Source organism: Streptomyces sp. NPDC046716, from assembly GCF_040645755.1.
Lineage (GTDB): Bacteria > Actinomycetota > Actinomycetes > Streptomycetales > Streptomycetaceae > Streptomyces.
On sequence record NZ_JBEYYU010000008.1, the window covers coordinates 12,809 to 25,414 of the forward strand.

A 12,606-nucleotide genomic window follows, 5' to 3' on the forward strand; every position below is an offset into this window, starting at 1 on the left:
GGCCGCTCAGCCCTTGATCTCGGTCCAGGCCTGCACCCACTTCGCGTAGGGCACGCACGTCACGTCGGTGCGTCCGTCCAGGCACTGCGGGATCGGCGTGTTCCAGTAGTGGACCTGCTTCCAGTACGCCGTGTCGTCGGCGTGGTAGGTGGCGCAGAAGCTCTTGTCGCTGGTCTCGTCGCAGGCTTTCGCGTTCGAGGGTGCTTCACCGAAGTACTCGGCGACCTGGGCGTTCACCTTGGGCGAGACGATCCAGTCGAGCCATTTGTAGGCGCAGTCGGGGTGCTTCGCCTTCGCCGAGACCATCCAGGTGTCGGACCAGCCGGTGGCCCCCTCCTTGGGCAGGACGGCCTTCACGGGGGCCTTCTCGCCCTGCGCCGTGTTCACGATGACCTGCCAGCTGGTGCCGACGACCGAGTCGCCGCTCTTGAAGGCGGAGATCTCCTTCAGGTAGTCGCTCCAGTACTCGCCGATGTCGCCGTTCTGCTTCTTGAGCAGGCTCACGGCGGCGTCGAACTGCTTCTGGTCGAGGGCGTAGGGGTCCTTGATGCCCAGGTTCGGCCGGGTCTTCATCAGGTACAGGGCGGCGTCGGCGATGTAGATGGACGAGTCGTACGCGGTGACGTGCCCCTTGTACCGGCCGGCGTCCTCGAAGACGGCCTTCCAGCTGTCGGGCGCCGGGGAGACCTTGTCGGTGCGGTACATGAGGAGGTTGGCGCCTCGGCCGTGCGGGATGCCGTACGCGACCTTGTCGACGGAGTTCCAGGCCTGCATCTTCAGCCCGGCGAAGATGTCCTTGTAGTGGGGGACGAGGCCGGTGTTCACGGGAGCCGCGTCACCGGATGCGATGAGGCGCAGGGACGCGTCGCCGGAGGCCGAGACCGCGTCGTACTGGCCGGTCTTCATCAGGTTGACCATCTCGTCGGAGGTACCGGCGACCTTCGTGCTGACCTGGCAGCCCGTCTGTTTCTCGAACGGGGTGACCCAGTCGACCTTCGGGTCGTTCGAGCCGTCCTCGGCGTAACCGGCCCAGGCGATCAGGTTGACCTCGCCCTCGGTCCTGCCGAGGGACTTGGGCGCGGACATCTTCGGCGGGGTGAAGCCCTGGCCGCCGCTCTTCGAGTCCCCGCCGGAGCCGCCGCAGGCGGTGGCGAGCAGCAGCCCGCCGAGCGCGGCGGCGGCCATGAGCGTTCGGGTTGCGCGCACGTGATCTCTCCCGGTCCGTGAGGTGGATCAACTGGGCTGGTGCAGGGGGATGTTGTGGCGGCGGTGCCAGTGCAGCAGGACCCGTTCACCGGGCAGCGCGCGGGCGTCGGCGGCGGAGGTGTCGAGGTTCTGGGTGAGGACGACGAAGCGTGGCCCGGCGTCGGTGTCGACGAGGACGCGGGTGTGGTCGCCCAGGTAGACGGCGTCGGCGACGGTGCCGTGCACCTGGCTGTGGTCACGGCGATCGTGCTCGGCGCCGGCGGCGAGCAGCCGGATCTTCTCCGGTCTGATGCCGAACGTCCCCGCTTTCCCCACGAGCAGCTCGGCGGCCGGGCCCGTGACGGTGTTGGAGGTGCCGACGAACGACGCGACGAAGGCGGAGGCGGGTGCCTCGTACAACTCCCCCGGTGTGCCGACCTGTTCGATGCGGCCGGTGTTCATGACGGCGACCCGGTCGCTGAGGGCGAGCGCCTCGGCCTGGTCGTGGGTGACGAGGACGAAGGTGATGCCGACCTGGCGCTGCAGCTGCTTCAGCTCCGTCTGCATCTGCTCGCGCAGCTTGAGGTCGAGCGCGCCGAGCGGTTCGTCGAGGAGCAGCACCCGGGGATGTACGACCAACGCCCTTGCGAGCGCGACGCGTTGGCGCTGCCCGCCGGAGAGCTGGCGCGGTCTGCGGCCGCCGAATCCCTCGAGGCGTACGGAGGCGAGTGCGGAGCGGGTCCGCTCCGCCTGCTCCTTGCGGGACGCGCCCCGCACCTTGAGTCCGTAGGCGATGTTCTGCTCGACGGTCAGGTGCGGGAAGAGGGCGTAGTCCTGGAAGACGGTGGTGACGTCGCGCTCGAAGGGAGCGCGCCGGGTGACGTCCGCGCCCGCCAGCGAGACGCTGCCGCCGCCAGGCGTCTCGAATCCGGCGATCAGCCGCAGCACCGTCGTCTTGCCCGATCCGGAGGGGCCGAGCAGCGAGAAGAACTCACCCTCGGCCACGTCGAGTTCGATGCCGTCGACGGCCTGTACGTCACCGAACGACTTGCGCAGGCCGCGCAGTGCGATCGCCGGGGGCGCGTCGCCGTTCCGCGCGCCTGCGGCTGCCTGGTCCTTGGGCGTAGCCATAGCCGTAGATCATGCACACTTCAACGAACGCCACAAGACCGCACGTACGCTGTCGATCATGTTTGTACTGGAATTGACGTACACGGCGCCCGTCGAGCGCGTGGATGCCCTCCTGGAAGCCCATCGCGCTTGGCTCGACGGGCACTTCGCCGCGGGGACGTTCCTCGCGGCGGGGCGCAAGGAACCGCGGGACGGCGGCATCGTCATCGCCGCCGGGGACGATCGCGCGGCCGTCGAGCGGCTCACCGCGACCGACCCCTTCGTCACCGGCGGCGTGTGCGCGTACCGGATCACCGAGTTCGTCGCCGCGCGGACGGCGCCCGAACTCGACAGGTGGCGGCAGGAGTTGCCCGCCTCCTAGGACAGGAGCCCTAGCGCTCCAGCCGGGCCGCCCGTCCCTGCTCGCCCGCCGCCCAGCAGCCGCCGTCGCGCGTGCAGTCCACGGTGTCGTACGAGCCGGAGTCGACGGTGCGCCAGGTGCGGCCGCCGTCCGTGGTGAGGTCGGTGCCCGTCGGGCCTACCGCGAGGGCTCCCGCGCGGCCGCGCGGGAGCCAGGCGACACCGGAGCGGTAGGCCGGCGGTCCTGCGGTGGACGGGGTCCAGGTGCGTCCCGCGTCGCCGGTCACCGCGGCGGCGCGCGGTGAGGGCTGGTCGGCGCGGTAGTCGCCGCCGACGGCGATGCCGTGCGTACGGTCGCGGAAGGCGAGGCCGAAGACGCCGCGGGCCGGATCGCCCGCCGGGACCGTCGTGGCGCTCGCCGTCCAGGTGCGGCCGCGGTCGGCGGAGTGCAGCACGCGGGCGCTCGCGCCGCCGCCGGTCGCCAGCCAGACGTCCTTCGGGCCCGATGTCACCAGGCACTGCCCGGACGCGGCGAAGCCCGCCTCCCCGGACTGCGCGGGCGGCATCCCGGAACTCGGCAGCACCGACCAGGACCGGCCACCGTCGCGGGTCGACAGGATGCGGAACCGGCCGTCGACCGGATCGCTCATCGCGAGCCCGTGCCGGCTGTCGAAGAACGCCACGCAGTCGTAGAACGCCTTCGGGTCGGCGTTGCGGAACGACTCCGTCCAGGTCGCGCCGCCGTCGTCCGTGCGGAAGATGCGGGAGGCGTCGCCCTCGCCGATCGCCAGGGCGACCGCGCGCCGCGCGTCGAACGCCTCGATGTCGCGCAGTTCCAGACCGGCCGCCGCGGGCGGCGACACATCGCGCCAGCGTCTGCCGCCGTCGGTGGTGCGCAGCACGGTGCCCTTGGTCCCGGCCAGCCAGGCGGCGGACCGGTCGACCGCGGCCAGACCACGGAACCGTACGTCCGTGCGGCCGGTGTCCTTCAGCTGCCATGCGGGCTGCCCCGCGGGCGTGGCGGCTGCCGGGCCCGCGCCCGTGCCCGAGGCGAGGACGCCCAGCAGCGCCGCCACCACCGGTCCCACCGATCGCCGTGCCCTCTGATGCCTCTGGTACCTCGACGTTCGCGGTCTCCCCATGGCGCGCGAAGCTAGTCCACCGTCACAGCCGCGTCCAGAGCACCTCGAGCGATCTTGAATAGAACCGGTGACAGAGGTCACTCGTTTTTCGTCCGACATCAGATGCACGGATTCGCTCGTTCCGCCGTCTATTCAAGAGAGGCCCCCAGAGCGTCCGTCGCTCTCCGTCCAGTCGTCGCAAGGGAGCAGCGTTGTCCACCGTCATCGAGCAAGCCGTTGAGGCCCGTCTCGTCGCTGCCGCGCCGCGCATGGCGAGCATCCCGGCGACCCTGCGGTACGACACGCACGACCCGTTCGCCGTCCGCATGTCCTTCCCCGCCGCCGCCACCCTGGAGGGTGTCGAGGTGTGCTGGACGTTCGCCCGCGAGCTGCTGACCGGTGGCCTGACCGAGTCCGTCGGCGCCGGCGACGTGCGGGTGCGGCCGTACGGCTACGACCGTACGGTCCTGGAGTTCCACGCCGTGGAGGGCACCGCGGTCGTGCATGTCCGCTCGGACGACGTTCGGCAGTTCCTGACGGGCACGACGCAGCTGGTGCCGACGGGCGACGAGGGCCGGCACGTCGACGTCGACGGGTACCTCGCGGAGCTGCTGCGGGACGCCTGCTGACCGTCACCGGGCCGAAAGCGTCCCGGAGATGAAATCCCCGTGCGGCCCGGGAGACGGCTGACATCGGTGTCGCCGCGTGTGAGGATGCCTGGACCGGCATGCGGGGGGAGGCGCGGTACGCGTGGGCCGAGACGTTCGCCGGGCGGGTCCCGGCCCGGTGGTCGCCGTGGGTGTCATCGCCGTACTGGCCGCCGCCGCCCTGCTGTTACGCCCCGCCGCGACCCTGCTGAGCCCGGGCGGGGGCCCGCTCGGCGGTTCCTCCTTCCTCGTGGTCGGCCTCACGCTGGCCTGGGCCGCGGTCTGGCTGCTGGTGGTCCGGCGGCTGCGGTCCCGGATCCGGGGCGATCGCGGCACGCTGTCGCCGCACGAGGACCGGCTGCGTCAGATCGCCCTGCCGCTGCTGCTCGTGGGCCCGGTCGCGCTCGCGGTGCTCGCCCTGGTCCTGCACCGGTTCCCCGCGAGGTCCTCGGACGCCCCGGCCGCGGAGCCGACGGAGCTGCCGGTCCCGTCCTTCCCCACCCCGTCGCCGCGTCCCGCGGGCTCGGGCGACGGATCGGGCCTGCCGCTGCCCCTCGTCGTGGCGGGGCTCGCCGTGGCCGCGCTGGTGATCGCCGTCGTGCTGCTGGCCGTCCGGCTGCGCCGGCACGGATTCTCGCTGCCGGGGCCGCCCGCGCGCGCCGTCGCCGAGGAGGACACCGAGCGGGATCTGCTGCTGTCCGTGGTCGGCGAGGGCCGCCGCGCGCTGGCCGACGGCACCGACGCGCGGGCCGCCGTGATCGCCTGCTACGCCGCGATGGAGGAGGCCCTCGCCGCGTCCGGCGTGCCGCGCCATGCCGCCGACAGCCCGGCCGATCTGCTCACCCGGGCATCGCGTGCGGGCCTGGCGGCGGGCCCCGCCGCGCCCCTGCTGACCGCGCTGTTCCGGGAGGCGCGCTACTCCTCGCACCCCATGGACGACTCCCGGCGGGCGGCCGCCGCCGAGGCGCTGGAGGAGATCGCCGGCCGGCTGCGGGAGCGGCCCGGGCGCGAGGCCGCCCGATGACGGCACCTGGGCCGGGAGGGAGGCCGCTCGGCCGGCTCCCGCTGACCGTTCCGCGCCTGCTGCTCCTGTCGGCGGCGCTCGCGGCCTCCGCGGTCGTGCTTGTCCTGCTCGTCGACGGCTGGGTCGCCGCCGGGGCCACGGCCGTCGCCCTCGCCGTGGGCGCGCTGCTGTGCGCGCGGTACGTCGCGGGCGCCGACGCGCAGGACTCCGGGCGGCGGGGCGAGGTGCGGCTGCTGCGGACGCGGGCCCCCGGCATGGGCGAGTGGCACCGCAATGTGCGGATCTCCCTGGGGCCGGACGGCGCCCTGTGCTACCGCGCCGTCCTCCGGCCCGAGCTGCGCCGGCTCTTCGCCGCCGCACTCACCGAGCACCACCATGTCTCCCTCGACCGACAGCCCGCACGCGCGGCCGAGTTGATCGGTCCGGAGCTGTGGCCCTGGCTGGGACCCGAGCCGCCCGCGACGGGACCCGACGGCGCGATCCCGGCCGAGGTCCTGGGCCGGCTCGCCGACCGCCTCGAAGAGCTCGGCACTCCCCGTACCCGTCCGCACCCGTCCGCACCCGTCGAAGGAAGCAGCCTCGTGACCGCCAAGGAAGCAGCGTCGTGACGAACCCCTCCGAGCCGCCCGCCCTGCCCGCGCCGCTCGCGCCCATGACTCCGCGGGAGGCCGGCGAGCGGGCCGGTGCCGTGCTGCGCGAGGTCGGGCGTGCCGTCGTGGGCAAGTCCGACGCCCTCGAACTGGTCATGCTCGGCGTCCTGGCCCGCGGCCATGTCCTCGTCGAGGATCTGCCCGGGCTCGGCAAGACCCTCCTCGCCCGCTCGTTCGCGACGGCGCTCGGCCTGGACTTCCGCCGCATCCAGTTCACGCCCGACCTGCTGCCGTCCGACGTGACCGGCGTGTCCCTGTACGACCAGCGGGCCGGTGAGATGGCCTTCCACCCGGGGCCCGTCTTCACGCATCTGCTGCTCGCCGACGAGATCAACCGGACGCCGCCCAAGACCCAGGCGGCACTGCTCGAGGCGATGGCCGAGTCGCAGGTCACGGTGGACGGGGCGACACGTCCGCTGCCCGATCCGTTCCTGGTGATCGCGACCGCCAACCCGGTGGAGTACGAGGGCACGTACTCGCTGCCCGAGGCGCAGCTGGACCGCTTCCAGCTCCGCGTGCGCATGGGCTACTTGACCGCTCCGGAGGAGCTGGGGATGCTGCGCGCCCGGGTGGCGCGGGCCGCGCCCGAGACGGTGCTCGACACGCTCGCGAGCCCGGCGGAGGTGGTGGCCTGGCGGGACGCCGTGGAGCGGGTCGAGATCGACGACGACCTCCTCGGGTACGCGGTCGCGCTGGTGAACGCCACCCGCGACCACCCCCAGATCAGCATCGGCGCCTCGCCGCGCGGCGGGCTCGCCCTGGTCCAGCTGGCCCGCGCCCGCGCGGTCCTCGAACAGCGCGACTACGTGATCCCGGAGGACCTGAAGCTCCTCGCGGTGCCCGCGCTCGCCCACCGGGTGTCGCTGCGGCCCGAGTTGTGGGTGCGCGAGATATCCACCGACGCCGTGGTGCGCGAGCTGGCCGGCACGGTGCCGACGCCGACGACGCGCCGCACGGAGCCGGTCCGCTCATGACCGCGCCCCGTGTCGCGCCCCGTACCCCGGCCGGCGGTCCGCCGAGCGCCGCGGTGCTGCGCGCCCTGGAGGGCCGGACCGCCCCGGCGCAGGCGCCGCCGCCCCCGCCACCGGGCCCGCGCCCCGGCGAGCGGACGCTGCGGCTGCTGACGGTGGCCGTGGTGGCGCTGGCCGCGGCGCTGCTGACGGGCCGGGCGTGGCTGCTCGCGCTCGCCGCGGGCCCCGTGGTGCTGCTGGCGCTGGCGCTGCCGCGCGCGTACGCGCGGCGGATCGAGACGTCGGTGGACGTCACGCCCCGGCGCTGCTTCGAGGGCGACACGGTCACCGTGCGCATCGACGTCGCCCACGACGGCGGCGAGGTCCGGCTCGATCCCGGGGTCACGCTCGGCCCGGGCGTCCGGCTCGACGAGGTGACGGTCGGCCGGTCCGCGCTCACGCTGCGGCTGACCGCGCTGGAGTGGGGCCGCTGGTCGCTGGGCCCGGTCGATCTCGACGTGTACGACGCCGGGGGCACCGCCCGCCGCAGCGTGCGGGTGGCGGCGGCCGAGGTGGCGGTGTTCCCGTACGCCGGGCAGTCGCGGTTCACGCCCGTCCCGGTGCGGCTGCCGCAGCGCCTCGGCGAACACACGGCCGCGCAGTACGGGGAGGGCGTCGAGCTGCTCGGCGTACGCCAGTGGGAGCCCGGCGAGCGCCAGCGGCGCATCCACTGGCCGTCGACGACGCGGCGCGGCACGGTGCAGCTGCACCGGTTCGCCGCCGAGCGGGCCGCGGACACGGTGATGCTGATCGACGCGTTCGGCGACGTGGTGGACCCGGCGACCGGTCTGTCCTCGCTGGACGAGACGGTGCGCGCCGCGACCGGTCTCGCCCGCGCCTATCTGCGGACGCACGACCGGGTCGGTGTCGTCTCCGTCGGCGGTGCGACGCGCTGGCTGGAGCCGCGGTCCGGGAACCAGGGCGACGCCGCGTTCTACCGCATCGTCGAGAGCGTCCTCGACGTCCGCAAGGACCGCGGCCTGGACTCCCCCGGGCTGCACCGGGTGCCGACGCCCGCGCTGCCCGAGGGGGCGCTCGTCTACGTGTTCACGCCGCTGAACGACGCCCGGGTGCTCAAGGTGCTGCGCGATCTCCAGGCGCGGGCCCGGCGGCCGGTCGTCGTGGAGATCCCGAGCGGCGATCCGGAGGTCGAACCGGGAGACGTGGCGGCCGAGTTGGGGCTGCGGCTGTGGCACGCGGACCGGGCCGCGATGCGGTTCGCGCTGCGCGACAGCGGGGTGCCGGTGCTGCGGCACACGGTCGGCGAGCCGCTGGACCTGGCGCTCGCGCCGCTGCTGTCCGGCCGGGTGGGAGGGCGTCCGCGATGAGCGCGCCCTGGGGTGCGTACGCCGCCCATGCCGTCCGTACGCTGCCGGTGCGGGTGCTCGGCGCGGCGCTGCTCGTGGCCGCGTACCGGCCGTGGGCCGCCGGGCACGGAGGCATCGGCCTGTTCCTGTTCTGCGGCGCGCTGGTGGTCGGCCTGTGGGCGGCGCCGGGACTCGATCTGCGTCCGACGCTGCACTCGTTCCGCTGGTGGTACCGGCTCGCGCGGCACCGGACGACCGCGCTCGCCTGCGCGGCCGTGCCGATCGCCGCGCTCGGCGATCCGCCGCCGTGGCAGGCGTGCTGCACGGCGGTGCTCCTGGTCGGCTATCTCGCGGCGAGCGACGCCTGGTCGACCGGGCTCACCGCGACCCGGCCCGCGCGGCGCACCTGGGGCGAGGCGCTGGCGGCCTGCGCGGCGTCGGCGGCCGTGGTCGGCGCGGCCGCGGTGGAGGTGCCGGGGTCAGGAGCGGGGCGCCCGCTGGCGGCGCTGGTGCTCGCGGCGGGCGGGACGGCCGTCGCGCTGCTGGTCCGGGGGCGGGTGCGCGGCGCGGCCGCCTCCCCCTGACGTCCTCGGCTCCGTCTCAGCCGCCGCCCCCGTCCGCCGCCCTGGCGGCCTCGGCGGACTTCACGGCCGCCTCCAGGGCCCGGCGGATCTCCGGCACGGCCGGGCCCGCCTGCGCGGCGAGGGCGGTGAGGCGGTCGGCGTGGCGGCGGCGTTCGCGGGCGGAGAGCAGGCCCCGGAAATGGCCCGCCGCGGCGAGCACCAGCAGGGCCGCCTGGTCGGGGTGGACGGCGTCGGGCGCGGCGGGGCCGGTCAGCGCGGTCCGGGCCTCCATGCACAGCACCTCCACGTAGCCGGCGCGGCGCAGGGTGTACCGGGTGCCGGGGAAGAGGCCGAGGACGCGGCGCCGCTCGGCGGCCAGGTAGCCGTCCGCGACCAGGGCGCGGCGCACCGCGTCCCGGGTGACGCGGGCCTTGTGGGTGATCAGCCGGCGCCAGGAGCGCGGTCTCGACTCCTCGATCAGTTCGAGGAGTTGATCGAGGACGGGATCGTCGGTGCGGGTGTCGGGCACCGGGGTGACGATGCCGTCGATCTCGTGGACGAGGCCGCGCGCGGCGAGTTCGGCGAGGGCTCCGGCACGGACGGCGAGGGCCAGGTCGGGGGCGCCGGACACCCGGTCCTTGCCGGTGTCGTACGCCAGGAGGAGCAGGCGGGCGGGGAGGATAAGGCGGGCGTGGGGTGTGGGAGAGCCTGGGGGCACGTCCTCACGATAATTCTTTGACAGCCCTCCGACAGCTCCTTACGTTGGGTGTCGGTCCCGTTGCCGTCGAAAGGGAGAAGGACGTTGCTCTACTGAGGTCTTGAGACACCGCGCGTGTTCCGCAGCCGCTGTGCGCTGCGTGATCGGCGTTGTGTGAGACCTCGGCATCCGAGCCGTCCTCCCGCCGGTACGGGCCTTCTTCTTCGCCCGTGTCCCGCGGTGTCTCGAACGCGTCGCATGTCGTCACCGTTCGCACCGAGCAACCGCGAGGCCTTCATGTCACATCCCCAGAGTCGTCCCGGCTCCCCCACGACGTCCGTCGCCGTCACGGGCCTCGACTACGCGTGGCCGGACGGCACCGCCGTCTTCGACGGTCTCCAGGTCGCCTTCGGGCCCGGCCGCACCGGTCTGATCGGCGCCAACGGGTCGGGGAAGTCGACCCTGTTGAAGCTGATCGCCGGGGAGCTGCGTCCGGCCGACGGCACCGTGCGGGTGGCGGGCGAGGTCGGCCGTCTGCCGCAGAACGTCACGCTCGACACCGCGCTCCGCGTCGACGAGGTGCTCGGCATCGCGGCCGCCCGCGCCGCGCTGCACGCCATCGAGTCGGGCGATGTGGCCGACGAGCACTTCACCGCGGTCGGTGACGACTGGGACGTCGAGGAGCGGACCGTCGCCACCCTCGCCCAACTGGGCCTGGACCACATCGATCTGGACCGGACGGTCGGGGAGCTGTCGGGCGGTGAGTCGGTGCTGCTGCGCCTCGCCGCCCTGCTGCTGCGCCGTCCCGACGTCCTGCTGCTCGACGAACCGACCAACAATCTGGACCTGTACGCGCGGCAGCGGCTGCACGCGGCCGTGGAGGGCTGGTCCGGGGTGCTGATCGTGGTCAGCCACGACCGTGAACTCCTCGACCGGGTGGACCAGATCGCCGATCTGCGCGGCGGGGAGGTCACCCGGTACGGCGGCAACTTCACCGCGTACGAGGAGGCGCTGGCCGTCGAGCAGGAGGCGGCGGAGCGGATGGTCCGGGTCGCCGAGTCGGATCTGAAGAAACAGAAGCGCGAACTGACCGACGCGCATGTGAAGTTGGCCCGGCGCAGGCGCTACGCACAGAAGATGTACGACACCAAGCGGGAGCCGCGGGCGGTGATGAAGCTGCGCAGCCGGTCGGCGCAGGTCTCGGCGGGCAAGCACCGCATCATGCACGAGGAGAAGCTGGCCGAGGCGAAGGAGCGGCTCGACGAGGCCGTGGAGGCGGTGCGCGACGACGACGAGATCAGGATCGACCTGCCGTTCACGGCGGTGCCGCCCGGGCGCTCCGTGCTCACGCTGCGCTCGCTCACCCTGCCCTACGGGGCGCGGGTGCGCGGCGAGTTCGAGCTGCGCGGGCCGGAGCGGGTCGCCCTCGTCGGCCGTAACGGGGCGGGCAAGACGACGCTGCTGCGGACCGTCGCCGGTGAGCTGGCGCCGGTCGGGGGCGAGGTGATCGCGCATGTGCCGCTGCGGTTCCTGCCGCAGCGTCTCGACGTGCTGGACGACGGAGCGACCGTCGCCGAGAACGTGGCGCGGTTCGCGCCGGAGGCGACCGTCAACCGGGTCCGGGCCCGGCTGGCCCGCTTCCTGTTCAAGGGGGCGAAGGCCGACCAGCAGGCGGCGACGCTGTCGGGCGGCGAGCGGTTCCGGGCGACCCTGGCCGCGCTGATGCTCGCCGAGCCCGCGCCGCAGCTGCTGATGCTCGACGAGCCGACGAACAATCTGGACATGGCGAGCGTGCGGCAGCTGACGTCGGCGCTCGAGTCGTACGAGGGGGCGCTGATCGTGGCGAGCCACGATCGGCCGTTCCTGGAGTCGATCGGGGTGACCCGGTGGCTGGAGCTGGGCCATGAGCCGGGGGAAACAGGCGAGAGGGGTGAGGGGGGTGAGAGGACGTGAGAAGGAGGTGACAGCCGCGTAACGGGGGATTCCGTCGCGCCTGCCCGGCTGTGCATGATGTGCCCGCCGCTGTCACCCCTCATCCGCGGCGCCGCATCCGCCGTGACCCGTGGAGATCACCCGTGCCCAGCAAGAAGGCCCTCGTCCGCCGGCCAGGCCCGCGGCTGGCGGAGGGGATCGTCACCCACGTCGCGCGCACCCCCGTCGATCCGGGGAAGGCCCGCGAGCAGTGGCAGGAGTACGTCGCGGCGCTGGAGGCGCACGGCTGGGAGACGGTCCTGGTCGAGCCGGCCGACGACTGCCCGGACGCGGTGTTCGTGGAGGACACGGTGGCCGTCTTCCGGAACGTCGCGCTGATCGGGCGCTCCGGTGCCGCGTCGCGGCGCGCCGAGACGTCGGGGGTCGAGCAGACCGTGGCGCGCCTCGGCTGCTCCGTCAACTGGGTGTGGGAACCCGGCACTCTCGACGGCGGCGACGTACTGAAGGTGGGTGACACCCTCTACGTGGGGCGCGGCGGACGCACGAACGCGGCCGGGGTGCAGCAGCTGCGCGCCGTCTTCGAGCCGCTCGGGGCCCGGGTGGTGGCGGTTCCCGTGGCCAAGGTGCTGCATCTGAAGTCGGCGGTCACGGCGCTGCCCGACGGAACGGTGATCGGCCACGAGCCGCTGGTCGACCACGCCTCGCTCTTCCCGCGCTTCCTGCCGGTGCCGGAGGAAGCGGGCGCCCATGTCGTCCTGCTGGGCGGAAACCGGCTGCTCATGGCGGCGAGCGCGGCCAAGTCCGCGGAGCTGCTCGCGGACCTCGGCCATGAGCCCGTACTGGTGGACATTTCGGAGTTCGAGAAGCTCGAGGGGTGTGTGACGTGCCTCTCAGTGAGACTTCGCGACCTCTACGTGTAACCACAGCTCTTTATGGAGCGCTTAACCTACGACACCGTAACCTACGACACCGTAGGTAGAACCGCTCGCTGTACCTCCGT

At 73.5% G+C, this 12,606-nt stretch carries 13 protein-coding genes; 9 read left to right on the top strand and 4 right to left on the bottom strand.

The genetic code is table 11. The features are described from left to right. Positions 1 to 6: 6 nt before the first annotated feature. Both ABZ930_RS08415 and ABZ930_RS08420 read right to left on the bottom strand, forming a co-directional pair. The gene (locus ABZ930_RS08415) at positions 7 to 1,206 is read right to left on the bottom strand and encodes an ABC transporter substrate-binding protein (protein WP_361543525.1); all 1,200 of its coding nucleotides are present in this window, start codon (positions 1,204 to 1,206) and stop codon (positions 7 to 9) included. 27 nt (positions 1,207 to 1,233) lie between these two features. Beyond that, positions 1,234 to 2,316 carry an ABC transporter ATP-binding protein gene (locus tag ABZ930_RS08420; protein ID WP_361543528.1) on the bottom strand — a complete coding sequence of 361 codons (1,083 nt, stop codon included), beginning with the start codon at positions 2,314 to 2,316 and terminating at the stop codon, positions 1,234 to 1,236. A gap of 58 nt (positions 2,317 to 2,374) precedes the next feature. On the opposite strand from ABZ930_RS08420, the gene ABZ930_RS08425 reads away from it, so the two are divergent. After that, the gene (locus ABZ930_RS08425; RefSeq protein ID WP_361543531.1) at positions 2,375 to 2,677 is read left to right on the top strand and encodes a YciI family protein; all 303 of its coding nucleotides are present in this window, start codon (positions 2,375 to 2,377) and stop codon (positions 2,675 to 2,677) included. Positions 2,678 to 2,687: 10 nt separating this feature from the next. On the opposite strand, the gene ABZ930_RS08430 is transcribed toward ABZ930_RS08425, so the two are convergent. Then, entirely contained in the window at positions 2,688 to 3,743 is a 1,056-nt protein-coding gene (locus ABZ930_RS08430) for an oxidoreductase (RefSeq protein WP_361543534.1), read from the bottom strand. Between the two features lie 245 nt (positions 3,744 to 3,988). Between ABZ930_RS08430 and ABZ930_RS08435 the strand changes: the two genes are divergently transcribed. The 6 genes from ABZ930_RS08435 to ABZ930_RS08460 all read left to right on the top strand — a co-directional run bounded on the left by ABZ930_RS08435 (position 3,989) and on the right by ABZ930_RS08460 (position 8,998). Further along, a complete protein-coding gene (locus ABZ930_RS08435) occupies positions 3,989 to 4,405 on the top strand; it encodes an SsgA family sporulation/cell division regulator (protein ID WP_361543537.1) in 417 nt (138 codons plus the stop codon). A gap of 121 nt (positions 4,406 to 4,526) precedes the next feature. Then, complete coding sequence (locus ABZ930_RS08440; protein WP_361543540.1) at positions 4,527 to 5,447, top strand: DUF4129 domain-containing protein; 921 nt, start codon at positions 4,527 to 4,529, stop codon at positions 5,445 to 5,447. Further along, the gene (locus ABZ930_RS08445) at positions 5,444 to 6,055 is read left to right on the top strand and encodes a hypothetical protein (RefSeq protein ID WP_361543543.1); all 612 of its coding nucleotides are present in this window, start codon (positions 5,444 to 5,446) and stop codon (positions 6,053 to 6,055) included. Before ABZ930_RS08440 ends, ABZ930_RS08445 begins: the two co-directional genes overlap by 4 nt. 44 nt (positions 6,056 to 6,099) lie before the next feature. After that, the gene (locus ABZ930_RS08450) at positions 6,100 to 7,071 is read left to right on the top strand and encodes a MoxR family ATPase (RefSeq protein WP_361543956.1); all 972 of its coding nucleotides are present in this window, start codon (positions 6,100 to 6,102) and stop codon (positions 7,069 to 7,071) included. After that, positions 7,068 to 8,435, top strand: a complete 1,368-nt coding sequence (locus tag ABZ930_RS08455; RefSeq protein WP_361543546.1) for a DUF58 domain-containing protein — start codon at positions 7,068 to 7,070, stop codon at positions 8,433 to 8,435. The genes ABZ930_RS08450 and ABZ930_RS08455 overlap by 4 nt, the downstream gene beginning before the upstream one ends. After that, entirely contained in the window at positions 8,432 to 8,998 is a 567-nt protein-coding gene (locus ABZ930_RS08460; RefSeq protein ID WP_361543549.1) for a hypothetical protein, read from the top strand. Before ABZ930_RS08455 ends, ABZ930_RS08460 begins: the two co-directional genes overlap by 4 nt. Positions 8,999 to 9,014: 16 nt before the next feature. Here ABZ930_RS08460 and ABZ930_RS08465 read toward each other — a convergent pair whose 3' ends face one another. After that, entirely contained in the window at positions 9,015 to 9,695 is a 681-nt protein-coding gene (locus ABZ930_RS08465) for a GPP34 family phosphoprotein (protein WP_361543552.1), read from the bottom strand. A gap of 276 nt (positions 9,696 to 9,971) precedes the next feature. Here ABZ930_RS08465 and ABZ930_RS08470 point away from each other — a divergent pair, with 276 nt between their 5' ends. Beyond that, entirely contained in the window at positions 9,972 to 11,627 is a 1,656-nt protein-coding gene (locus ABZ930_RS08470; RefSeq protein WP_361543555.1) for an ABC-F family ATP-binding cassette domain-containing protein, read from the top strand. Positions 11,628 to 11,749: 122 nt separating this feature from the next. Further along, positions 11,750 to 12,526: a dimethylargininase gene (gene ddaH, locus ABZ930_RS08475; RefSeq protein WP_361543558.1), complete on the top strand. Its 777-nt coding sequence runs from the start codon at positions 11,750 to 11,752 to the stop codon at positions 12,524 to 12,526. Positions 12,527 to 12,606 lie beyond the last annotated feature (80 nt).